General features: G+C 68.5%; 19 protein-coding genes and 1 pseudogene. 11 read left to right on the plus strand and 9 right to left on the minus strand.

Annotated elements, in window-relative coordinates; all coding sequences use genetic code 11:
* The first annotated feature begins 542 nt into the window (after positions 1 to 542).
* From NS2_RS29240 to NS2_RS29250, 3 genes are all read left to right on the plus strand, one after another.
* Positions 543 to 1,970 carry a sugar porter family MFS transporter gene (locus tag NS2_RS29240; protein ID WP_033090583.1) on the plus strand — a complete coding sequence of 476 codons (1,428 nt, stop codon included), beginning with the start codon at positions 543 to 545 and terminating at the stop codon, positions 1,968 to 1,970.
* Between the two features lie 70 nt (positions 1,971 to 2,040).
* Positions 2,041 to 2,313, plus strand: coding sequence for a hypothetical protein (locus NS2_RS29245; protein WP_033090570.1), 273 nt, complete (start codon positions 2,041 to 2,043; stop codon positions 2,311 to 2,313).
* A 141-nt stretch (positions 2,314 to 2,454) separates the two neighbouring features.
* A complete protein-coding gene (locus NS2_RS29250; protein ID WP_071343907.1) occupies positions 2,455 to 3,282 on the plus strand; it encodes a hypothetical protein in 828 nt (275 codons plus the stop codon).
* Between the two features lie 148 nt (positions 3,283 to 3,430).
* On the opposite strand, the gene tuf is transcribed toward NS2_RS29250, so the two are convergent.
* Entirely contained in the window at positions 3,431 to 4,627 is a 1,197-nt protein-coding gene (gene tuf, locus NS2_RS29255; RefSeq protein ID WP_033090572.1) for an elongation factor Tu, read from the minus strand.
* Positions 4,628 to 4,863: 236 nt separating this feature from the next.
* Here tuf and NS2_RS29260 point away from each other — a divergent pair, with 236 nt between their 5' ends.
* Complete coding sequence (locus NS2_RS29260) at positions 4,864 to 6,369, plus strand: leucyl aminopeptidase (protein WP_033090573.1); 1,506 nt, start codon at positions 4,864 to 4,866, stop codon at positions 6,367 to 6,369.
* Between the two features lie 191 nt (positions 6,370 to 6,560).
* Here NS2_RS29260 and NS2_RS29265 read toward each other — a convergent pair whose 3' ends face one another.
* On the minus strand, positions 6,561 to 6,896 hold the full coding sequence (locus NS2_RS29265) for a hypothetical protein (RefSeq protein ID WP_033090574.1): 336 nt from the start codon (positions 6,894 to 6,896) through the stop codon (positions 6,561 to 6,563).
* 623 nt (positions 6,897 to 7,519) lie between these two features.
* On the opposite strand from NS2_RS29265, the gene sucB reads away from it, so the two are divergent.
* From sucB to NS2_RS29295, 6 genes and pseudogenes are all read left to right on the plus strand, one after another.
* Positions 7,520 to 9,277 carry a 2-oxoglutarate dehydrogenase, E2 component, dihydrolipoamide succinyltransferase gene (gene sucB / locus NS2_RS29270; RefSeq protein WP_033090575.1) on the plus strand — a complete coding sequence of 586 codons (1,758 nt, stop codon included), beginning with the start codon at positions 7,520 to 7,522 and terminating at the stop codon, positions 9,275 to 9,277.
* 4 nt (positions 9,278 to 9,281) lie between these two features.
* Positions 9,282 to 10,181, plus strand: a complete 900-nt coding sequence (locus NS2_RS29275) for a TIGR01777 family oxidoreductase (protein ID WP_033090576.1) — start codon at positions 9,282 to 9,284, stop codon at positions 10,179 to 10,181.
* A 190-nt stretch (positions 10,182 to 10,371) separates the two neighbouring features.
* Positions 10,372 to 10,884, plus strand: coding sequence for a GNAT family N-acetyltransferase (locus NS2_RS29280; RefSeq protein ID WP_033090584.1), 513 nt, complete (start codon positions 10,372 to 10,374; stop codon positions 10,882 to 10,884).
* On the plus strand, positions 10,878 to 11,711 hold the full coding sequence (gene lipB, locus NS2_RS29285; protein ID WP_082062771.1) for a lipoyl(octanoyl) transferase LipB: 834 nt from the start codon (positions 10,878 to 10,880) through the stop codon (positions 11,709 to 11,711). The genes NS2_RS29280 and lipB overlap by 7 nt, the downstream gene beginning before the upstream one ends.
* Before the next feature lie 10 nt (positions 11,712 to 11,721).
* Positions 11,722 to 12,831 carry a lipoyl synthase gene (gene lipA, locus NS2_RS29290; protein ID WP_033090586.1) on the plus strand — a complete coding sequence of 370 codons (1,110 nt, stop codon included), beginning with the start codon at positions 11,722 to 11,724 and terminating at the stop codon, positions 12,829 to 12,831.
* A 297-nt stretch (positions 12,832 to 13,128) separates the two neighbouring features.
* A pseudogene (locus tag NS2_RS29295) lies at positions 13,129 to 15,324 on the plus strand (elongation factor G-like protein EF-G2).
* A 12-nt stretch (positions 15,325 to 15,336) separates the two neighbouring features.
* Here NS2_RS29295 and NS2_RS29300 read toward each other — a convergent pair.
* Positions 15,337 to 15,705, minus strand: coding sequence for an excalibur calcium-binding domain-containing protein (locus NS2_RS29300; protein ID WP_033090577.1), 369 nt, complete (start codon positions 15,703 to 15,705; stop codon positions 15,337 to 15,339).
* Between the two features lie 86 nt (positions 15,706 to 15,791).
* Positions 15,792 to 16,580, minus strand: coding sequence for an HNH endonuclease family protein (locus NS2_RS29305; RefSeq protein WP_081986271.1), 789 nt, complete (start codon positions 16,578 to 16,580; stop codon positions 15,792 to 15,794).
* Positions 16,581 to 16,832: 252 nt separating this feature from the next.
* Between NS2_RS29305 and NS2_RS29310 the strand changes: the two genes are divergently transcribed.
* A complete protein-coding gene (locus NS2_RS29310) occupies positions 16,833 to 17,576 on the plus strand; it encodes a DUF4191 domain-containing protein (protein ID WP_033090578.1) in 744 nt (247 codons plus the stop codon).
* A 132-nt stretch (positions 17,577 to 17,708) separates the two neighbouring features.
* Here NS2_RS29310 and NS2_RS29315 read toward each other — a convergent pair whose 3' ends face one another.
* The 5 genes from NS2_RS29315 to NS2_RS29335 form a co-directional block, all read right to left on the minus strand.
* On the minus strand, positions 17,709 to 18,002 hold the full coding sequence (locus NS2_RS29315; protein WP_033090579.1) for a DUF6510 family protein: 294 nt from the start codon (positions 18,000 to 18,002) through the stop codon (positions 17,709 to 17,711).
* 2 nt (positions 18,003 to 18,004) lie between these two features.
* The gene (locus NS2_RS36970; protein WP_045439926.1) at positions 18,005 to 18,874 is read right to left on the minus strand and encodes an FAD-binding oxidoreductase; all 870 of its coding nucleotides are present in this window, start codon (positions 18,872 to 18,874) and stop codon (positions 18,005 to 18,007) included.
* The gene (locus tag NS2_RS29325) at positions 18,874 to 19,473 is read right to left on the minus strand and encodes a molybdopterin-dependent oxidoreductase (protein WP_033090580.1); all 600 of its coding nucleotides are present in this window, start codon (positions 19,471 to 19,473) and stop codon (positions 18,874 to 18,876) included. Before NS2_RS29325 ends, NS2_RS36970 begins: the two co-directional genes overlap by 1 nt.
* An 87-nt stretch (positions 19,474 to 19,560) precedes the next feature.
* The gene (locus NS2_RS29330; RefSeq protein ID WP_033090581.1) at positions 19,561 to 20,475 is read right to left on the minus strand and encodes an alpha/beta hydrolase; all 915 of its coding nucleotides are present in this window, start codon (positions 20,473 to 20,475) and stop codon (positions 19,561 to 19,563) included.
* A gap of 256 nt (positions 20,476 to 20,731) precedes the next feature.
* Entirely contained in the window at positions 20,732 to 21,262 is a 531-nt protein-coding gene (locus NS2_RS29335; protein WP_033090582.1) for an RDD family protein, read from the minus strand.
* Between the last annotated feature and the right edge of the window lie 221 nt (positions 21,263 to 21,483).

Below are 21,483 nucleotides of genomic sequence, written 5' to 3' on the forward strand. Positions count from 1 at the left end.
AAGCCATCCACCGGGCGGTGAACCCGTTAGATCGGCTGGGCAACTTTTAAAGCTTAGCTCGCATCCATCAGCAGAACCAAATCCGCTGGTCAGACCGAACTAGTGTGATCATCAGGCGCTCCTCGTCCAACCTCGTTTCCCAGGCCCTGTGGGCTCCGGGTCGGTGTCCGTGTCGCTCTGACCTGAAATAAGGTACGGGGTGCGGTGAACCAAAGTCAAATCGCCTCTCTAACTGCGCTTTTCCGGCACTTCGAACGAACATCGCCGCGAACCGCGACGAATACCTCCGCAACGGACATCGATTGCGGGAGGGGAACGTGGAACAGCACCGGGTCGTGCGAACGGTGTCGGAGGCCGCGGTCGCGGCCCGGCGCGGTGAGGTCGACGCGGCTCGGCACCTACTCGTCCTGGCCGAGCGGCTCGCACTGGAAGAAGTGGCCATCGAAGCCCGGCGTTGCACAGACATTGACAAGCAACCCGGAGGCAACAATGGTCGAAACGCGGGTCGACACGGGAATACGGGGCGAGACGAAGGAGTCTGCGTGAATTCAACGGTAGGGGCGCGAACACCCGGCGACCAGAAGGAAGGGGCGGACGCGCTGGTCTACGTCGTATTCATCTCCGCCGCGGCCGCCATGGGCGGGTTCCTGTTCGGGTACGACAGCTCGGTCATCAATGGCGCGGTCGAGGCGATCCGCGGCAGGTACGACATCGGGTCGGCGACCCTGGCGCAGGTGGTCGCCATCGCCCTGATCGGCTGCGCGGTCGGCGCGGCCATCGCGGGGCGGGTCGCGGACCGCATCGGGCGCATCTGGGTAATGCGCATCGCGGCAACGCTGTTCACCTGTAGTGCGATCGGGTCGGCGCTGCCGTTCGCGCTGTGGGATCTGGCGATGTGGCGGGTTATCGGCGGCATCGGCATCGGCATGGCCTCGGTGATCGGACCCGCGTACATTGCGGAAGTCTCGCCGCCCGCCTATCGCGGTCGGCTGGCCTCGTTCCAGCAGGCGGCCATCGTGATCGGCATCGCCACCTCGCAGCTGGTGAACTTCGCGATCCTCAAGATGGCGGGCGGCGAACAGCGCGGGCACATCGGCGGCCTGGAAGCCTGGCAGTGGATGCTCGGGGTGATGGTGGTGCCGGCGGCGCTGTACGGGCTGTTCTCCTTCACCATTCCGGAGTCGCCGCGGTATCTGATCTCCGTCGGTAAGACCGACAAGGCCAAGCAGGTGCTGACCGAGGTCGAGGGGAACACCGGGGATCTGGACGCGCGGGTCGCCGAGATCGAGCGGGCGATGCACAGCGAGCACCGGTCCACGTTCAAGGATCTGCTGGGTAGCGGGTTCGGGTTCCTGCCGGTGGTGTGGATCGGCATCGGGCTGTCGGTGTTCCAGCAGTTGGTCGGCATCAATGTCGTCTTCTACTACTCGGCGACGCTGTGGCAGTCGGTCGGTATCGACCCGTCCAGTTCGTTCTTTTATTCCTTCACCACGTCGATCATCAACATCGTGGGCACCGTCATCGCCGTGACCCTGGTCGACCGGATCGGGCGGAAGCCGTTGGCGCTCATCGGATCCGCGGGCATGGCCATCGCACTGGGGCTGGAGGCGTGGGCGTTCTCGGCCAAGACCGGCTCCGGCGACAGCGTCGCCCTGCCGCACGCGCAGGGCATCGTGGCGCTGGTTTCGGCGCACGTGTTCGTGCTGTTCTTCGCCCTGTCCTGGGGTGTCGTGGTGTGGGTGCTGCTCGGCGAGATGTTCCCCAACAAACTGCGCGCCGCCGCTCTCGGCGTGGCCGCGTCGGCGCAATGGATCGCCAACTGGGTGATCACCGCCAGCTTCCCCAGCCTCGCCGACTGGAACCTGTCGGGCACCTACGTCATCTACACCGTCTTCGCCCTCCTCTCGATCCCCTTCGTGCTCAAGTGGGTTCCCGAGACCAAGGGCAAGTCGCTGGAGGAAATGGGATAGACCTCGCATATTGCGGCCGGGCCTCGTCGAACGGGGCTCGGCCGCAGTGCTGTTCGGCTAGCCTTCCCCTGTGTCGGACTGGGAATCCTTCATCGAAATCAGCAATAAACTGCACGCGCTGTCTCCCGAGGCCCGCAAGGTCGCCTACGACAATTGGTTGCGTCCGGGCGGGAGCTGGGACGACATGCTGCTGCCGCCCCCGGAGTCCCCGCGTCGGCCACGGCGCGACCAGGTGGTGACGCTGCGGGTACGGATCGAGTCGGTCAAATCGAATGCCCGCACGTGGCGACGGCTCGCCCTCGTATCGGGCCTGTTCCTCGACGAGCTCCACGATGTCCTGTAAGAGCTGTACGACTGGAAAGACAAGCGGCGCTTTCGATTCGGATCCGCCGCCGTCGACAACGACCGCGCGACCGAGCATTATCCGTGCCCGTTCGAGACCGCGCGGGGCGAGCGGGCGGCGGTGGACCTGTACACGGTTCGCTTGGACGAGTTGCTGTGCGAATCCGGCGACGCCATCTACCACCGGTACGGCACACGGCAGGAATGGCAGCGGGTGATCAGGCTCGAGGCCGTGGAGGCGCGCGGGCCCGACGACCCACGGGTCGAATGCGTCGGCGGCCCGAAGAGTCTGGATATCGAGGCCGTCAATCTCACGCTGAGCGGATTCGGCCAGGGCTCCGCGGCCGAAGTCCAGCTGGATCCCGAGGAGGTGCCCGAGCCACTCCAGCGGATCATGAAGTGGGAGACGGGTCGCATCGGCCGGCAGGTCACGCATTTGGCGGCCCAAGCCATGATCGACCGACCGGTCCAGATCGACAAGCCGCTGGCGATCGCGGCCGTGCAACCGTTCTCACGACTGCTCGCGCTGATCGGGAACGACGGGCTGGAGTTGAACGAGTACGGCGACATTCCGCCCGTGGACTCCGCCGTGCTCTTCCACCGACTCGGAATGAACCCGTACTGGTTCGGGCGCGGTCGCGCGGGATGCCAACCGGTTCCGATCACCTTCTTGCGCCAAGCCGCCGAACGGCACGATCTGATCACCCGATACCTGGGTCGGCTGGAGCTGACGGCACTCGGACGCGACTATGTGAACGAGCCGCTCGGGCTGTTCTGGTATCTCGCCGAACGAGTGACGTTCACCGCGGCCGGGTTCCGGCAAGAGCACGCGGCAATCATGATCTATCTCCTGGGCGCGGCCACCGACACCGACGATCCAGCGCCCGCGGTCGCGCGATACCTCGACGACATGGATCTGACGCCCGACGATCACCCGTTCAACACCACCGACGATCTCCGACGGCGGTAGCGCGACTTCTTCGAATTGATGGACAGTCTGCGCATGACGGCCGCCGAGGAAGACTCGTTCTATCCGACCCGGCACCCGGCCACGCGGATGTTCGCGCTGGCGGCGTTGGCGCGGTGGCCACGCCGCCGGGACATTCCTGCGCGCGGAACTACTTGAGGATCTTGGTGATCTGGCCCGCGCCTACCGTGCGGCCGCCCTCGCGGATGGCGAATTTCAGGCCGACCTCCATGGCTATGGGCTGGATGAGGACCACCTCCATGGAGACGTTGTCGCCGGGGAGGACCATTTCGACTTCCGCCGGGAGGGTGACCACACCGGTGACATCGGTTGTGCGGAAGTAGAACTGGGGGCGGTAGTTGTTGAAGAAGGGGGTGTGGCGGCCGCCCTCTTCCTTGGACAGGATGTAGGCCTGACCCTCGAACTGGGTGTGCGGGGTGACCGAGCCCGGTTTGATGACGCACTGGCCGCGTTCCACGTCCTCGCGGCGGATGCCGCGCAGCAGCAGGCCGATGTTTTCACCGGCTTGGCCCTCGTCCAGCAGTTTTCGGAACATCTCGATGCCGGTCACCGTGGTCTTCGTGGTCTTGGGTCGGATGCCGACGATCTCGACCTCGGCGTTCACCTTCAGCACGCCGCGTTCGATGCGGCCGGTGACCACGGTGCCGCGGCCGGTGATGGTGAAGACGTCCTCGATGGGCATGAGGAACGGCTTCTCCACCTCGCGGGTCGGGGTGTCGATCCAATCGTCCACGGCGGCAAGGAGTTCGGTGATGTTCTCGCCCCATGCGCCGGTGGGGTTCTCCAGCGCCTGGAAGGCCGAGACCCGCACGATCGGGGTGTTGTCGCCGTCGAATTCGTATTCGCTGAGCAGATCGCTCACCTCGAGTTCGACCAGTTCCAGGATCTCGTCGTCGTCCACCATGTCGCACTTGTTCAGTGCCACCACCATTTTCGGGACGCCGACCTGGCGGGCGAGGATCACGTGCTCCTTGGTCTGCGGCATCGGCCCGTCGGTGGCGGCGACCACCAGGATCGCGCCGTCCATCTGGGCCGCGCCGGTGATCATGTTCTTGATGTAGTCGGCGTGGCCGGGACAGTCGACGTGGGCGTAGTGGCGGTTCTCGGTCTGGTATTCCACGTGGGCGATGGAGATGGTGATGCCGCGCTGGCGCTCCTCCGGGGCCTTGTCGATGGCCTCGAACGGCGTATAGGGATTCAGATCCGGATATTTGTTGTGCAGCACCCTGGTGATCGCTGCGGTGAGCGTGGTTTTGCCGTGGTCGATGTGGCCGATGGTGCCGACGTTGACGTGCGGCTTCGTCCGCTGGAACTTCGCCTTCGCCACTGGAGACCTCCTGTGCGCCCGTGCGATTCGAGGCGGGCACCGGAGGGTGGGGACACCGCGAAGTCATGCCCGACGGCGGTGTCGGAATCCAGGGTATTCAGACGCGCCGCGGGAAAGGTCGAGAACAGGCCGAACCGGGCGTAGAGGACGGTTGACGTACCGGGGTGCGCCACCGTGCGGACTCGGACCAGCGCCCAACCGGCTGCGGTCGGAGGGGCGCAGTAACGTGGGCTGCTATGACAGCTGTTGCAGATCGTTCGCTCGGACCGGAACTGGCGCGCACCGAGGGCATCGGGGAGGCCGATGTGCTCGTCATCGGGCTCACCTCGTCGGAGGACGGGCCGGTTATCGCGCCCGCCGACGCCTTCGAGGACGTGCTGGACTCCGAGACCCGGGCGGCGTTGCTGAGCGCGCTGCGGGCGGTCGGGGCCAAGGGCAAGGGTGAGGAGCTGACCCGGGTTCCGGCTCCCGCCGGGCTGGGTGTGGATTTCGTGCTGGCGGTCGGGCTCGGGGCGGCGGACAAGATCGACGCCGAGCAGGTGCGCCGCTCGGCCGGTGCGGCCGGGCGGGCGCTGACCGGGGTCGCGACCGCGGTCACCACGCTGTCCGGGCTGGATCTGGGTGCGGCGGCCGAGGGGTTCTACCTGGGCGCGTACCAGTTCACCGCGTTCAAGTCGGCCAAGTCCGCGCCGAAGGCCGACGATCAGCCGGTCAAGCGGGTCGAGTTCCTGGTTCCCGAGCCGGGATTCGGTGAAGAGGAACTGTTCCGGGCGCGGGCCATCGCCGAGGCCGTCGCCACCGCACGGGATTTCGTGAACACCCCGCCGAGCGACCTGTTCCCGGGCGAATTCGCCAACCGCGCGGCGGAATTGGCCAAGGCCGCCGGGCTCCAGGTGGAGATTCTCGACGAGACCGCACTCGAAAACCAGGGCTACGGCGGCATTCTCGGCGTCGGCAAGGGCTCCTCGCGGCCGCCGCGGCTGATCCGCATCACCTACGCGGGCGGCGACCCGAAGGTCGCGCTCATCGGCAAGGGCATCACCTTCGACACCGGCGGCATCTCCATCAAGCCCGCCGCGGGCATGGAGAACATGACCTCCGATATGGGCGGCGCGGCCGCGGTCATCGCCACCACCCTGCTGGCCGCGCGACTGAGCCTGCCGCTCACCGTCATCGCCACCGTGCCGATGGCCGAGAACATGCCGTCCGCCACCGCGCAGCGCCCCGGCGATGTGCTCACCCAGTACGGCGGCACCACCGTCGAGGTCATCAACACCGACGCCGAGGGCCGCCTCATCCTGGCCGACGCCATCGTCCGCGCGGGCGAGGACGAGCCCGACTACCTCATCGACGTGGCCACCCTCACCGGCGCGCAGATGGTCGCCCTCGGCACCCGCACGCCCGGCGTCATGGGCACCGACGCCTTCCGCGACCGAGTCGCCCGCATCTCCCAGGAAATCGGCGAAAACGCCTGGGCCATGCCCCTCCCCGCCGAACTCCGCGCCGACATCAACTCCAAGATCGCCGACCTGGCGAACGTCGCCCCCCACCGCTGGGGCGGCATGCTCTCGGCGGGCTTGTTCCTGAAGGAATTCGTCCCCGAGTCGGTCCAGTGGGCCCACCTCGACGTCGCGGGCCCCGCCTACAACACCGGCGCCCCCTTCGGCTACATCGGCAAGGGCGGCACCGGCGTCCCGGTCCGCACCCTGATCACCACCCTCGAGAACATCGCCGCCGAATAGCCAACGGTCCAGTCTCACAGCGACGCCCGCCCCGCTCAATGCGGCGGCGGGCGTCGTTCATCCTGCTCAATGACCAGGCCCACTCGGCGGCCACAACCGCTCGACGGCTACGACCACTCGACGGCCAGGACGACCCGGCGGCAAGACCACTCGACCGGTAGGACCACCCGGCGACCGGGACCATTCGGCGGCTACGACCACTCGGCGGTGCGGCGTTCGAGGAGGCGGCGGCGGGATTCATAGTCGCGGAGGCGTTGGGGGTAGCCGAGACGGCGGGCGTCGTAGACGGGGATGTCGAGGGTGGCGGAGAGGCGTTGGGCGCCGCGTTCGCCGACCACTCGGCGGGTCCATTCGCCGTCGTGGGCGATCAGGATGACCGTCACGTCGGTGACCGTGGTGCGGGGCTCCACGAAAGCTTCCACGCCGTAATGGTTTCGGGTCCAGGCGACCAGGTGCGCCATGTCGGCGGGGTCGGCGTCGCCTCGTCGAGCGGTGCCGCCGCGACCGAACAGATCCAGGAAACTCATCCCGAAACCTCCTCTCCGGACCGGAATACGCACCGCCGGATATTTCGATACTGCCCACCCCTGACCCCGGTCGCCACTCCCCCACCCAACTCCTAAGCACCCCCACAGAAACCGTTCAGCACCAGCTCAGGGGCGGCCCCGCGAGTGGGTGAGAGCACTTCCGATCTCATGGCGGCCGATGCGCCGCCGGGCGTACGTTCGTGAATGGATGTGCGGCGTTCGGACCCGGCACGCATCGTGCAAGCGATGTGTGCGCCGGGCGTACGGTGCGCATCACAGTTAGCTGACGGCTACCGTTCCGGCTCCCGTCCAGCGGCACCCCGGCGGCCTGTGGCGGGCGGAAACGTGATACGTGTCATGGGATCCCGTCAATGCGGGCTCACGCCAGCGACATCCGGTGCTCACGCGGCGGAAGGCGACACGGAGAGGTCGGTGGAAGCGCCGCCCTGTGACACGCCGCACCACGACGAGTGCAAGGATGGGTGGCTGGAACAAGAACCAACACGGATCTCCGGTGCCACAGAATGTTTTGTGACCGCCGGGACGACACCGCGACCCGCGGTGCCACGCCCGCGGAGAGACGAACTGTTTAACCCGACGAGCAGTCAGAGGAGTCCACGGACATGACCTTCTCCGTCCAGATGCCGGCTCTTGGTGAGAGCGTCACCGAGGGCACTGTGACCAGGTGGCTGAAGCAGGAAGGAGACACGGTCCAGGTCGACGAGCCGCTGCTCGAGGTCTCCACCGACAAGGTCGACACCGAGATCCCGTCCCCGGCCGCAGGCGTTCTCGTGAAGATCGTCGCCCAGGAGGACGACGTAGTCGAGGTCGGTGGCGAGCTCGGCGTGATCGGTGAGGCCGGATCGGCTCCCGCCCCGGCCGCCGCACCTGCCCCCGCCGCAGCCCCTGCCCCGGCGCCCGCGCCGGCCCCCGCTCCCGCCCCGGCCCCGCAGCCGGTTGCCGCCGCCCCGGCCCCGGCGCCCGCCGCGCCCGCGCCGGCCGCTGCCGCCTCCGGCACCCCGGTCAAGATGCCCGAGCTCGGCGAATCCGTCACCGAGAGCACCGTCACCCGCTGGCTGAAGCAGGTCGGCGACCAGGTGGCCGTGGACGAGCCGCTGCTCGAGGTCTCCACCGACAAGGTCGACACCGAGATCCCGTCGCCGGTCGCCGGCACGCTGCTGGAGATCTCCGCGAACGAGGACGACGTGGTCGCGGTCGGCGGCCAGCTGGGCGTCATCGGCAGCGGTGTCGTCGCCGCCGCGCCCGCTCCGGCTCCCGCGCCCGCTCCGGCCCCGGCTCCCGCTCCGGCCCCTGCTCCCGCGCCCGCCCCGGCTCCGGCCGCCGCGGCTCCTGCCCCGGCCCCCGCCCCGGCTCCCAAGCTCGCTGCGGTTCCGGCCGCGGCCACCCCGGCCGACGAGCCCTCCACCAACGGCGGCGGCCCCTACGTCACCCCGCTGGTGCGAAAGCTGGCCGCGGAGAACAACGTTGACCTCGCCTCGGTCTCCGGCTCCGGTGTCGGCGGCCGCATCCGCAAGCAGGATGTGCTCGCCGCCGCGGAGGCCAAGAAGGCTCCGGCCCCGGCCGCCGTCGCGCCCGCCGCCGCTGCTCCGGCTGCCGCCCCGGCCGCTGCCGCCGCCGCGCCGCGCCCGTCGCTGTCGCACCTGCCCGGCACGGTCCAGAAGGCCACCCGCATCCGGCAGATCACCGCGACCAAGACGGTCGAGTCGCTGCAGACCACCGCGCAGCTCACCCAGGTGCACGAGGTCGACATGACCAAGGTCGCGTCCCTGCGCAACCGCGCCAAGGCCGCGTTCAAGCAGCGCGAGGGCGTGAACATCACGTTCCTGCCGTTCTACGCCAAGGCCGTCATCGAGGCGCTGGCCGTGCACCCGAACATCAACGCGTCCTACAACTCCGACACCAAGGAGATCACCTACCACTCGGTGGTCAACCTGGGTATCGCGGTCGACACCGAGCAGGGTCTGCTCTCGCCGATCATCCACAACGCCAACGACCTGTCGCTGGCCGGACTGGCGCGCGCCATCGCCGATATCGCCAACCGGGCCCGCACCGGCGGCGTGAAGCCGGACGAGCTGGCCAACGGCACCTTCACCATCACCAATATCGGCTCGAACGGCGCGCTGTTCGACACCCCGATCCTGGTGCCGCCGCAGTCCGCCATGCTGGGCACCGGCGCGATCGTGAAGCGCCCCATGGTGATCAGCGATGACGGCAACGAGTTCATCGGCATCCGCTCGATGGCCTACCTGCCGCTCACCTACGATCACCGCCTCATCGACGGCGCGGACGCGGGTCGCTTCCTGACCACGGTCAAGCACCGGCTGGAAGAGGCGGCGTTCGAGGGCGATCTCGGCCTGTAGTCGCATGAAGGTCGTGGTCGCCGGTTCGTCCGGATTGATCGGGACGGCGCTCGTCGCGGCCCTGCGCCGCGACGGGCACCAGGTCACCCGCCTGGTGCGCCGTCCCGTCCACGCCCGCGACGAATTCACCTGGGACCCGGTCCGTTCCCATCTCGACGAGCGCGCGCTGCGCGATGCCGACGCCGTGGTGAATCTCTGCGGCGCGAGCATCGGGCGGCGGCGTTGGAACGGCAGCTACAAGCAGGAACTGCGCGACAGCCGCATCGTGCCGACCGATGTGCTGGCCGCGGCGGTCGCCGCCACCGGGGTGCCGACGCTGGTCAATGCCAGTGGCGTGCACTACTACGGCGGCGACAGCCTGGACCGGATCATCACCGAAACCTCGCCCGCCGGAACGGGATTCCTGGCCGGACTGTGTGCCGACTGGGAAGCCGCCACCGAACAGGCCGCCGATGCCGGAGTGCGGACCGTGCTGTTGCGCTCGGCCGTGGTGCTGGCACGGCACGGCGGCATGCTGGGGATGCTGTATCCCCTGTACTACCTGGGCCTCGGCGGGCGGCTCGGCAGCGGACGGCAGTACGTGCCGTGGATCTCGCTGGACGACGAAGTGGGCGCGATCGTCTACGCGCTGACGCACGAAAACCTTTCCGGCCCGGTCAATATGGTCGGTCCCGCGCCGGTCACCAATGCCGAGTTCACCCGCGCGCTGGGTCGCGTCATGCACCGGCCGACCCCGCTCATGGTGCCCGCGTTCGCGCTGCGGCTGGCCATCGGGGAATTCGCCGAAGAGGCAATCCTGCACGGCCCCAGGGCAATTCCGACCGCCCTGGAAGAGGCCGGATACACCTTCCAGCACCCGACCATCGGGGCCGCGCTGACCGCCACCCTCGGCCAGACCGACTGAGTCGCCAGCCGACATCCCGATCGCGACCGCCGACATGGTTGTCGGCCGGGATCCCGGAGTGCCACAGCCGGATTCCAGCCGAGAGCACACCGCGAGGACGCGGGCAGCCGGGTGGCGAAGGCCGGAACCACATCGCCGGTGGGCGCGGCGCGCGTCACAACGGACTGGTCGTTACCGTAAGCAAGTGACGCTGCTGGTGCGGGATGCGCGGGAGAGCGATCTGCCGGAGATCCTGGTGATCCACAACAACGCCATCGCCGAGACCACCGCAATCTGGGATACCGAACCCGCCGATCTGGACGAGCGCAAGGCGTGGTTCGCGACGCGGACCGGGGCCGGTTTCCCGATCCTGGTCGCCGAGATCGACGGCCGGGTGGCCGGGTACGCCAGCTACGGGCAGTTCCGGCCCAAATCGGGCTACCGCTTCTGCGGGGAGAACTCGGTCTACGTGTCAGATATATTCCAGCGGCGCGGAGTCGCCACCACGCTGATGAACGAGCTGCTGGCACGCGCGGAGCAGTCTGATGTGCACACCATGATCGCGGCCATCGAATCGAGTAACCGCACGTCGATCGCACTGCACGAGAAATTCGGTTTCGCGATCGTCGGTCAGCTGCCCGAAGTCGGGCACAAATTCGGGCGGTGGATGGATTTGACGCTCATGCAACGCGTCCTCGATGGAGGGGTAACGTCGCAATCGTGAGTGAGAGCAGTACGGCCACCGCACCGTTACCCTGTGCGGTATCCGCCCGCTTCGACGGCACACCCCTCGTCGTCGAGAATCTGGGCCTCATCGATTACCAGGAAGCCTGGGAGCTGCAGCGGCGAATCGCCGCCGAACGCGCCGACGGAATCGGGCAGGACCGGCTGCTGATGCTGGAACACCCCTTCGTCTATACCGCTGGACGACGCACCGAACCGCAGGATCTGCCCACGGACGGCAGCCCGGTCATCGAGGTCGATCGCGGCGGGAAGATCACCTGGCACGGACCCGGGCAATTGGTCGGCTACCCGATCGTCCGGCTGGCCGAACCCGTCGACGTGGTGGCCTACGTGCGCAGGCTCGAGGAAGCACTCATCACCGTCTGCGCGCAGCTCGGCCTGGAAGCGGGCCGGGTGGAAGGACGTTCGGGCGTCTGGGTTCCCGAGTCGGAATTCCAGCCCGAGCGCAAGGTCGCGGCCATCGGCGTGCGCGTGCAGCGCGGGGTCACCCTGCACGGGATCTCGCTGAACTGCAATTCCAGCCTGGACGGCTTCGACGCCATCGTGCCGTGCGGGATTCGCGATGCCGGGGTCACCACCCTGAGCCGCGAACTCGGGCGCGAGGTGACCGTGGACGAGGTGCGGCCGCTGGCCGCCGACGCCATCGCGCGCGCCCTCGACGGCGATCTGAAGGTGGCCGACCACACCATCTCCCGCTGCGCGAAGTCCGCGGCCGAATGCCCCGAACCGCTTCCCGCGTCGACAACCGATCAGCTCCCGGTGGTGCCCGCAGCCGTGCCCGCCAAGGCCGAAGAATCACGAGCGTAGGGTGAACAAAGTGACCTCTGTCGATACCCCGGCATCCAACAACTCGGCCGCACCAGACCCCGCGGCGGCCTCCACGGTTACGCAGGCTTCCGCATCCGGGCCCGTCGGTGCGCCCGCGGGCCGCAAGCTGCTCCGCATCGAGGCGCGCAACGCCGAGACCCCGATCGAGCGCAAGCCCTCCTGGATCCGCACCCGCGCCACCATGGGCCCCGAGTACACCGAACTCAAGGGCCTGGTGAAACGTGAAGGGCTGCACACGGTCTGCGAGGAAGCCGGGTGTCCCAACATCTTCGAGTGCTGGGAAGACCGCGAGGCCACCTTCCTGATCGGCGGCGAGCAGTGCACGCGGCGCTGCGACTTCTGCCAGATCGACACCGGCAAGCCCGCCGCGCTGGATCGCGACGAGCCGCGGCGCGTGGCCGAGAGCGTGCAGGCCATGGGGCTGCGCTACTCGACCGTCACCGGTGTCGCGCGCGACGATCTCGAGGACGGCGGCGCGTGGCTGTACGCCGAGACGGTGCGCGCCATCAAGCGGCTCAACCCGCACACCGGCGTCGAGCTGCTGATCCCGGACTTCAACGCGGTGCCCGAGCAGCTGGCCGAGGTATTCGATTCGCGCCCCGAGGTTTTGGCCCACAACCTGGAGACGGTGCCGCGCATCTTCAAGCGCATCCGCCCGGCGTTCCGGTACGAGCGCTCGCTGGCCGTGATCACCGCCGCCCGCGAGGCCGGTCTGGTCACCAAGTCCAACCTCATCCTGGGCATGGGCGAGACCCCGGAGGAGATCACCGAGGCGCTGCGCGACCTGCACGAGGCGGGCTGCGACATCATCACCATCACCCAGTACCTGCGTCCTTCCCCCCGCCACCACCCGGTCGACCGGTGGGTGAAGCCGGAGGAGTTCGTCGAGCACTCCAAGGCCGCCGAGGAAATGGGCTTCGCCGGTGTCATGGCGGGCCCCCTGGTCCGGTCCTCCTACCGCGCCGGTCGCCTCTACGCCCAGGCCATGCGCCACCACGGCCGCGAGATCTCCCCGGAAATGCTGCACCTGACCGAGGAAGGCTCGGCGGCCCAGGAGGCCAACAGCGTCCTGGCCCGCTTCGGCTCCACGGGGGCCTGATTCGGTTCCGCGCGAACGGGAGTCCGCTTCCGCGAGCGCGGTGCTCGACTCCGTCGGGTGCGGGGACCGACTCGACCACCTGCCATTCAGATCGACGACGAGGCCCGGACTGCATATGTCCGGGCCTCGCCCGTGTGCCGGCCCCTGTACACCCTGCTGATCACGATTCGGCGCGTCCGCTCAGGTGAACGGGCGGTATCGGCGTGCCGTACAAATCGGTTCGGTTGATTCGTGGACGGAAGCGCGCCGCTGGTGGGAAGCTCGAAGGACCGCTTTCATCGACCCCCGGAGCGAGCCATGGTCGAGCGAACGACGACGTCGCAAGGTGTCAACGGCAGGGTAGTCGTGGCCGAAAGGCCGGACGACATACGGAATGTGGTGCTGGTGGGCCACAGCGGGTCAGGGAAGACCACGCTGGTGGAGGCGCTCGCCGTGGCGGCGGGGGCGGTACCCCGGGCCGGGCGGGTGGAAGACGGCACCTGTGTGTCCGACTACGACGACATCGAGCAGCGACAACATAGGTCGGTCCAGCTGTCGGTGGTACCGATGGGGTGGGACCACATCAAGGTCAATCTCCTCGATACCCCCGGATACGCGGATTTCGTCGGGGAACTCAGGGCCGGTCTGCGAGCAGCGGACGCGGCCCTTTTCGTACTCTCGGCCGCCGCAGGCGTGGAGGGGGTGAGCGGGCCGACGCTGGCGCTGTGGGAGGAGTGCGCGAGCGTGGGCATGCCGCGCGCGATCGTGCTCACCCATTTGGACACCGCCCGAGCCGATTTCGACGACATGACCGAGACCTGCCGCGAGATTCTGGGCGGCGGGCGGTCGGAAAGCATGCTGCCGCTGCATCTTCCGGTGTACGGGCCCAAGGGGGCCGACGGGCACCGACCGGTGACCGGGCTCATCGATCTGCTCACCCAGCACGTCTACGACTATTCGACCGGGGAACGCACGGAAACCCCTGCCTCCGAGGAACAACGGGAGCAGCTGGAGGAGGCGCGCGGGCGGCTCATCGAGGGCATCATCGCCGAGAGCGAGGACGAGTCCCTCATGGACCGGTACCTCGGCGGCGAGGAGATCGACCTCGCCACGGTGGTCACCGATCTCGAAAAGGCGGTGGCGCGCGGCAGTTTCCACCCCGTGCTGATCGCCGCGCCGCCGCCCGAGGGGGCGCGGCAGGGGCTGGGGACCGTGGAGATCATGGAGTTGATCACGCGCGGATTCCCCACGCCCGCAGAGCATCCCGTCTCGGCGACCGGTGCGGGCGGGAAGGCGTCGGCGCTGGCGTGCGATCCTGCCGCGCCGCTGGCCGCCGAGGTCATCCGTACCGCCTCCGACCCGTATGTGGGCCGGATGTCGCTGGTGCTTGTGTTCTCCGGCACCCTGCACGCCGACGACACCGTGCACGTGTGCGGGCACGGGCCCGCCGAGACCGCCAATCACGATGTCGACGAACGCGTCGGCGGGGTGTCCGCGCCGTTCGGCAAGCAGCAGCGGCCGCTGCCGCAGGCCATTGCCGGGGACATCGTGTGCGTGACCAAGCTGTCACGGGCCGAGACCGGGGATACCTTGTCCGCCAAGGACTGTCCGCTCATCATCGAGCCGTGGTCGATGCCGGATCCGCTGCTGCCGGTGGCCATCAAGGCGCACAGCAAGGCCGATGAGGACAAGCTCTCGCAGGGGTTGTCGCGGCTGGTCGCCGAGGATCCGACGGTGCGGCTGTAACAGAATCCCGACACCCATCAGCTGGTGCTGTGGTGCCTGGGCGAGGCGCATCGGGAAGTGGCGCTGGAGCGGCTGCGGTCCCGCTTCGGGGTGCAGGTGGACACCATCGATCACAAGGTGGCGCTGCGCGAGACGTTCGGGAACTCGGCGTCCGGGCGCGGGCGGCACGTGAAGCAGTCCGGGGGGCACGGGCAGTACGCCATCTGCGAGATCGAGGTCGCGCCGCTGCCGGAGGGGTCCGGCATCGAATTCGTGGACAAGGTGGTGGGCGGAGTCGTTCCGCGCCAGTTCATTCCGTCGGTCGAGAAGGGCGTGCGCGCCCAGGCCATCCGGGGCGTGGCGGCCGGATACCCGCTGGTGGACGTGCGGGTCACCCTCTTCGACGGCAAGGCGCACTCGGTCGACTCCTCCGACGCCGCCTTCCAGATGGCGGGCGCGCTCGCCCTGCGCGAGGCGGCCGGACTCGCCCGCATCAACCTGCTGGAGCCGATCTCCGAAGTGCGCGTGGTGGTCTCGGACGAATACGTGGGCCCCGTACTCGGCGACCTCTCCAGCCGCCGCGGCCGGGTCCTCGGCACCGAACCGGCGGGCCTGGGCCGCACCGTGATTCGCGCCGAGGTCCCCGAACTGGAACTCAGCCGCTATGCCGTAGACCTGCGCTCACTCGCCCACGGCGCGGCGACCTTCACCCGGACCTACGCCCGCCACGAGGCCATGCCGCAACAGCTGGCGGACTCCATGCGGGAGAAGACCAAGAGCGCCAACTGATCTCGCGACGCCTTATTCGCAGGCGATGCCGTCGTTGTCGCGGTCGAGGGCCGGGCGGTAGCCGGGCTCGCCCTTGCGGATCGGGGCGGCGCCGGCCTTGCGGGCCTCGGTGCAGTTCTTGTAGTAGACCTCGTCGGCGGGGACCACGAGGCCGGTGCCTTCGAGAAGGTCACGGGCGGCGGTCTGTGCGGGGACGGCCGGAATGTCGGCCGGGGCGGGGGTTTCGGGCTGGATCGCGGGGATCTGGGCCGGGGCGGTCCGGAAGACCATCGGGGAGGCCGGGGCGGCAAGGGGTTCCGCGGCGGCGGGGGCCGCGGTCACCGCCAGCAGGGTGGCCGCGGTGGTGGCGGTCAGGCCGAGGGTGGCCAGGGCCTTGTTCATACTTCTCACTCCATTCTCGGTGGATCTCAGGTGATTTCGGTAGATCTCGGGTGTTTCGGCAGATCTCGGGGCGCGCTTGCTGGATCTCAGTGCGCGCAGGTGTCGAGGACGCGGATCATGGCATCCTTCTCCGCCTGCGTAACCCACAGGGAGTACGCGGCTTTCACTTCGATCTGCTTCACCACGTAGGTGCAGCGGAACGATTCGTTGGGTGGCAGCCAGGAGGCGGCGTCGCTCGCGCTCTTCTGCTGATTGGCCGGGCCGTCCACCGCCAGCAGGTTGCGGGGATCGTTGGCGAGGTTCGCGCGTTCCCGGGGCGTGAGCTGTTGCGCGCCCTTCTGCCAGGCGTCCGACAGCGCGACCGCGTGATCGATCTGGATCGCGTTCGACGTGCTCTTGCCGCGCACGAAATCGATGGTCTGCCCGGTGTAGGGGTCGGCGAGGGTGCCCGAGAGCACCACGCAGTGATTGGTGTCCGCCTGGAACGCCGGGTCCGCCAGGTCCCGGCCGAGAATGTCGTTGCGGGTGTCGCAGCCATTGTGGCCGCCCGCCACATCGACATCGTCGGTCCAGTTGTCGCCGAACTGATTCCGGGCGTACCCGGTTTTCGGGGCGCGGCCCTTCACCGGCAGTGTCTCGAGCACCGCCCGGGCGTCGGACGGGGACAGGGCGACGGCTTCGGAGAACAGCAGCGCCGCCGAGCGCGGCAGCGTCTGACCGGCGACGGTGGTCGACTCGATCGGCGTCGCGGTGTCGACGGTCAGGCCGTGCGAGGTGCAGGCCACGAGGATGAACGCACCGAGGAGCAGCGCGGTCGCGCCCGGGGGCCGCGTGCGGAGCGCGGCACGGGCGGGCCTGTGGTCGGTCGACCGCATGTCCTTCCGGTTCCCTTCACTCGCCTGCTGGTTATAACCAGAACAGCAGATCCAAGCGGGATTGACCAAAACCGCCGGGACCGCGGAATCCGCAGACCAGCCGGTCCAGCCTCGATCGACGCCACCCGGTGAGAGAAAGGCCGCAGCTTCGCTCCACTGTGACGGGTCCGGATTTCCGGCCGGAAAGCAACCGCCCACCACGGCGGTGATCCCGTCGCGAACCGGGCGTACCCGGCCACTAAGCTGGACGCCATGGCAGCAGGCAAGGGCGGTAATCCGTCGAAGGAAGCGAAGGCCGCGGCGAAGGCGGCGCGCAAGCAGGCGTCGAAGGAGCGTCGCCAACCGCTCTGGCAGGCGTTCCAGATGCAGCGCAAGGAAGACAAACTCCTGCTGCCGCTGATGATCGGCGCCTTCGTCGGCGTGACCGTGCTGTTCCTGGCGATCGGCTTCATCTTCGGCATGCAGTGGTTCCTGCTGCCGATCGGCCTGCTGCTGGGCGCGCTCGCCGCCTTCATCATCTTCGGCCGCCGCGTCCAGAAGAACGTGTACGCCAAGGCCGAAGGCCAGGCCGGCGCGGCCGCCTGGGTCCTGGACAACCTCCAGGGCAAGTGGCGCGTCACCCCCGGCGTCGCCGCCACCACCCAGCTCGACGCGGTCCACCGCGTGGTCGGCCTCCCCGGCGTCATCCTCGTCGCCGAGGGCTCGCCCCAGCGCGTGAAGTCCCTGCTGGCCCAGGAAAAGAAGAAGGTCTCCCGCCTCGTCGGCGACACCCCGATCTACGACATCGTCATCGGCAACGAGTCCGACCAGGTCGCCATCAAGGACCTCCAGCGCTACCTCACCAAGCTCCCCCGCAATATCGACACCAAGCGCATGGACCTCATCGAGGGCCGCCTCTCGGCCCTCGCCACCCGAGGCGGCCCCGCCCTCCCCAAGGGCCCCCTCCCCTCCGGCGCAAAAATGCGAGGCGTCCAACGCAGCATCCGCCGCCGCTGACCCACCCCGACCTACCCGAAGCCCGCGTCCCCGACGCGGGCTTCACCATTTCCAGCCGATGACCACCCGCCGAGTGGCAACTCCTGGAGGGGATTTGTCCGGATCAGCCTCCAGGAGTTGCCACTCGGCGGATCAGGGCTGGGGTGGGAAGTGGAGGGTGGCGGTGATGGTGAGGTAGGTGCCTGCGGGGGTGGTGGTGAGTTGGAGGATGACTGCTGCGCAGTGGGGGCAGCGGATTACCGTGCCGGGGCAGTTGAGGTAGACGAGGGCTCGGGCCAGGGGTTCGGTGGATCCGCAGGTGCCGCAGCGGCATTCGTGGAGGGTGGGGTCGCCGGGGAAGAACTCGGAGAGCAGACCGGCGAGGGCGTTGCCGTCGACGTAGCGGTCGCCGGAGGTTGCCGAGGCGTAGGTGTACGGGATCGTCATGGTTATCTCCCCGTGGGGCCGAAGCGTTCGGTGCGGATCATGGCGGGGGCGTGACCGGCGGAAACCAAAGCGTCAGCGGCGAATTCGACGAAAGGGGTCGGGCCGCAGACGTAGCAGGTGACGGCCGGGGACGGCGGGAGGGCGAAGCGGGCGATCTCGGCGGCGGTCAGGCGGGCCGGTGGGCGGGGATCGTCGGCGGGCGCGGTCCGGGTGTAGGCGATGCGGACTTCGATGTCGTCCTCCGCGCCCGCGTGGCCGCCGGGTGCGATGCTCTCGACGCCGAACCCGTCGGCCGAGAGGCGGTCCGGATTCCGGCCCTGACGGTCTCCGGGCACGAGGCCCGGACTCCCGCCGGGTCCGCCTGTGGACGTGACAGGCGCTGTCGGGGTGTGCCGGCGGAGTTCGGCTAGTTCGTCGGTGTAGAGGAGGTCGGCGGGGGTGCGGACCGAGTAGAGGAGGCGGAAGGGGGTGGGGTTGGGGGATTTTCGGCGGGCTCGAAGCATGGCGGCGAGGGGGACGATGCCGGAGCCGCCTGCGATGAGGACGGCCGCGCCGGTTTCGGGGGTCCAGACGAACCAGCCGCCGACGGGGCCGCGGACTTCGATGTAGGCGCCGATCGGGAAGGTGTCGACGAGGTAGGTGGAGACTTCGCCGTCTTCGACGCGCTGGATTGTGATTTCGATGTGGTCGCCGTCGGCCGGTGCTGCGAGGGAGTAGCTGCGTTCGGCGTGGTAGCCGTCGGGGGCGGTGAGGCGGACGTCGAGGTGCTGGCCGGGGCGGTGTCCGGGCCAGCCGGGGACGCGCAGGATCAGGGTGCGGGCCGTGGCGGATTCGGCTCGGGTGGCGAGGAGTTCGGCGGGCTGCCAGCGCATCAGTCGCCCTGGTAGCGCTGTTCGCGCCAGGGGTCGCCGAGGCTGTGGTAGCCGCCGGACTCCCAGAAGCCGGGCTCGTCGTGGTCGAGGAGCTGAATGCCCTTGACCCACTTGGCCGATTTCCAGAGGTAGAGGTGCGGGACCAGTAGGCGGGCGGGGCCGCCGTGTTCGGGGTGCAGGTCCTGGCCGTCGTAGGTGTGGACGATCCAGGCGCGGCCGTCGGTGAGTTCCTCGAGCGGGAGGTTGGTGGTGTAGCCGCCGTGGCTGGAGATCAGCGCGTATTCGGCTTGGGTTTCGACGTTTTCGATCAGGGCGTCCAGGGAGATGCCCGGCCAGTCGGTGTCGAGTTTGGACCAGCGGGTGACGCAGTGGATGTCGACGTGCGGGCGTTCCTGGGGCAGTGACATCAATTGTGGCCAGCTCCAAGCGTATTGGCGGCCGGTCTCGTTGGTGATGGTGAACTGCCAGCGGTCGAGATCCACCCGCGGCGTGGGTCCGGCGGAGAGCACCGGGAAGTCCTCGACCAGGTATTGGCCGGGCGGCACGCGGTCGCTCTCGGGACGTGGCCGTCCTTGGAACCCGGGCGAAAAGCCAGTCATCCGACCACTCCTTCGCTGCGACAGCCGCGAACGCGCTGGAGGTAGCCTACGCCCGCCCGGCTACGGAACCGGGCCTTTCGGGCGCGGTCAGGCGATGTGACGGGACAGGAAGCGGACCACGTCCGGAGTCACCGTGCGCCAGTATTCCTCGGTGTGCCCGCCCGGGGTCACCAGGCCGACCTCGGGCTTGGCGATGGCGATGAAGCGGCGGCAGCCGTCGATGAAGCGATCGCGGTCGCCGCACCACAGGCCGACGGGGGCCGGGCCGAGCTTGTCGAGATTGCGCAGCGGGTCGAGGGTGGCCCACTGGTCGGCATTGATGAAGGCGTTGCGCTTGGCCATTTCGGTCCACGAAGTGAGCAGGCCGGGCGACATGGTGGCGACCGCGTTCACCGGGCGGCCCTGTTCGAAGCGGCGGCGCGCGTAGACGAACGCGCCGAAGCCGCCCATGGAAGTGCCGGTGACGGCGCTGGGCAGGCCGTCCGGTCCGCCCAGGCGTCGCTGGGCCAGCCAGCCGGGAACCTCGTTGAGCAGCATGGACATCGGGTCGTCGCCGGTGCCGTGGTCGTGCCAGTAGTTGTCGCCGCCGTCGAGGGCGACGAAGCCGAAGGCCGGGGACAGGCGGCTGGCGACACCCGCGGCCATGAGGTCGGCGATATTGCCGACGGCCGCGGTACGGGCGCTGCCGTGCAGTCCGTGCAGCAGCAGGGAGATGGGCAGGTTCTCGGCGGGGACGCCCGGCGGCAGGATGGTGACCAGGTCGATCTCGCGGCCGCGGGCCTTGGAGAACACGCGTTCGGTGCGGACGATCGGGTTGATGCCGAGCACGCCCTGCCCGATCTCGGACGCGTTCAGAGTGCGCTTGACCTCGTCGGTGTCGACCGCCGCGTTGACGCCCGCGCTCACCGCCGCGCCCGCCGCGGCCAGACCGATCAGTCCCGTGGTCGCGAACAGGGACCGCCGGCTGAATCTCCGCGCGGCCGCCCTGTACTCCTCGACCATGGATCCTCCATCAGCACTTCAATAGCTACCTGCCGTGGGACCGGGCCATCGGTGCGTCACGGCAAATCGCCGCCACCATACCGATCGAAAGCAAACTGCGGTGAACATTTGGCAACGTCTCGCCACACACTTCACCAACAGCATCGCAGGTAACGACTGGAATCCGGGTCAACTCGGCCCGGGCTCGTATATTCGAATCGGCCCGAGCGGAAATTACATAACAGCGCCCGTGAGGAATTCGTGAGGGCGCGCCGGGTCAGCGGCTGTAAACCAGCGCGGTGCCGGTGGCGCGATCGTGCATGCCGCGGCCGTCGCTGTCGGTGAACAGCGCGGGGATGACGAACAGCAGGATGACCTGACGGGCCAGCGCTCGGACGAAACCGACCGGAGCGTCCGCATCCACGCGGCTGACGCGCAGCTTCAGGAAGTACTGCCCGGGCGTGAAGCCGAACAGCGTCACGGCCGCGATCCCCAGCACGAACCACACCAGCAGCGTCGGCGTCGAGAGCGCCTGCGTGATCACCTCGAAGTGCGAGGGCGGCTGCTGCCCCTTGGGAATCGTCATCTTCGAGATGATGTGCTCGGCATCGGGCCGCACGATGATCGCGGCCAGGCCCATGGAGATGAACCAGTCGACCAGGATGGCGACCACGCGCCGGGTGAAGGGTGCCAGCGCGCCGGGACCGGAGGCAGGCAGGCCGAGTTCCTTGCCCTGATACTCACCGGGCGGGTTGTCTCCGGATTCGGCGTTCGGTCCGGACAGCCATGAGCCGGTGATGCGTGCCATGGGCTCAGCTTATGCGCCGCCCACGGGCCGGTTTCGCAGCCCTACCGGTCGGGATTGCGGGACGGGACGATATATGGGTGGGTCCTACCGGTTCACCCCGCTTCCGGCCCTTCGGCAACCCCTTGGCATCCGGGTTAACTGGGCAGACGCCCAGCGGTGAGGATTCTCACCATGACCGGCCGGGACTCGGTAAGACCCCTAACTTTTCAGAGTCTTAATAC

Source organism: Nocardia seriolae NBRC 15557 (genome assembly GCF_007990715.1).
GTDB classification, from domain to species: Bacteria; Actinomycetota; Actinomycetes; order Mycobacteriales; family Mycobacteriaceae; genus Nocardia; species Nocardia seriolae.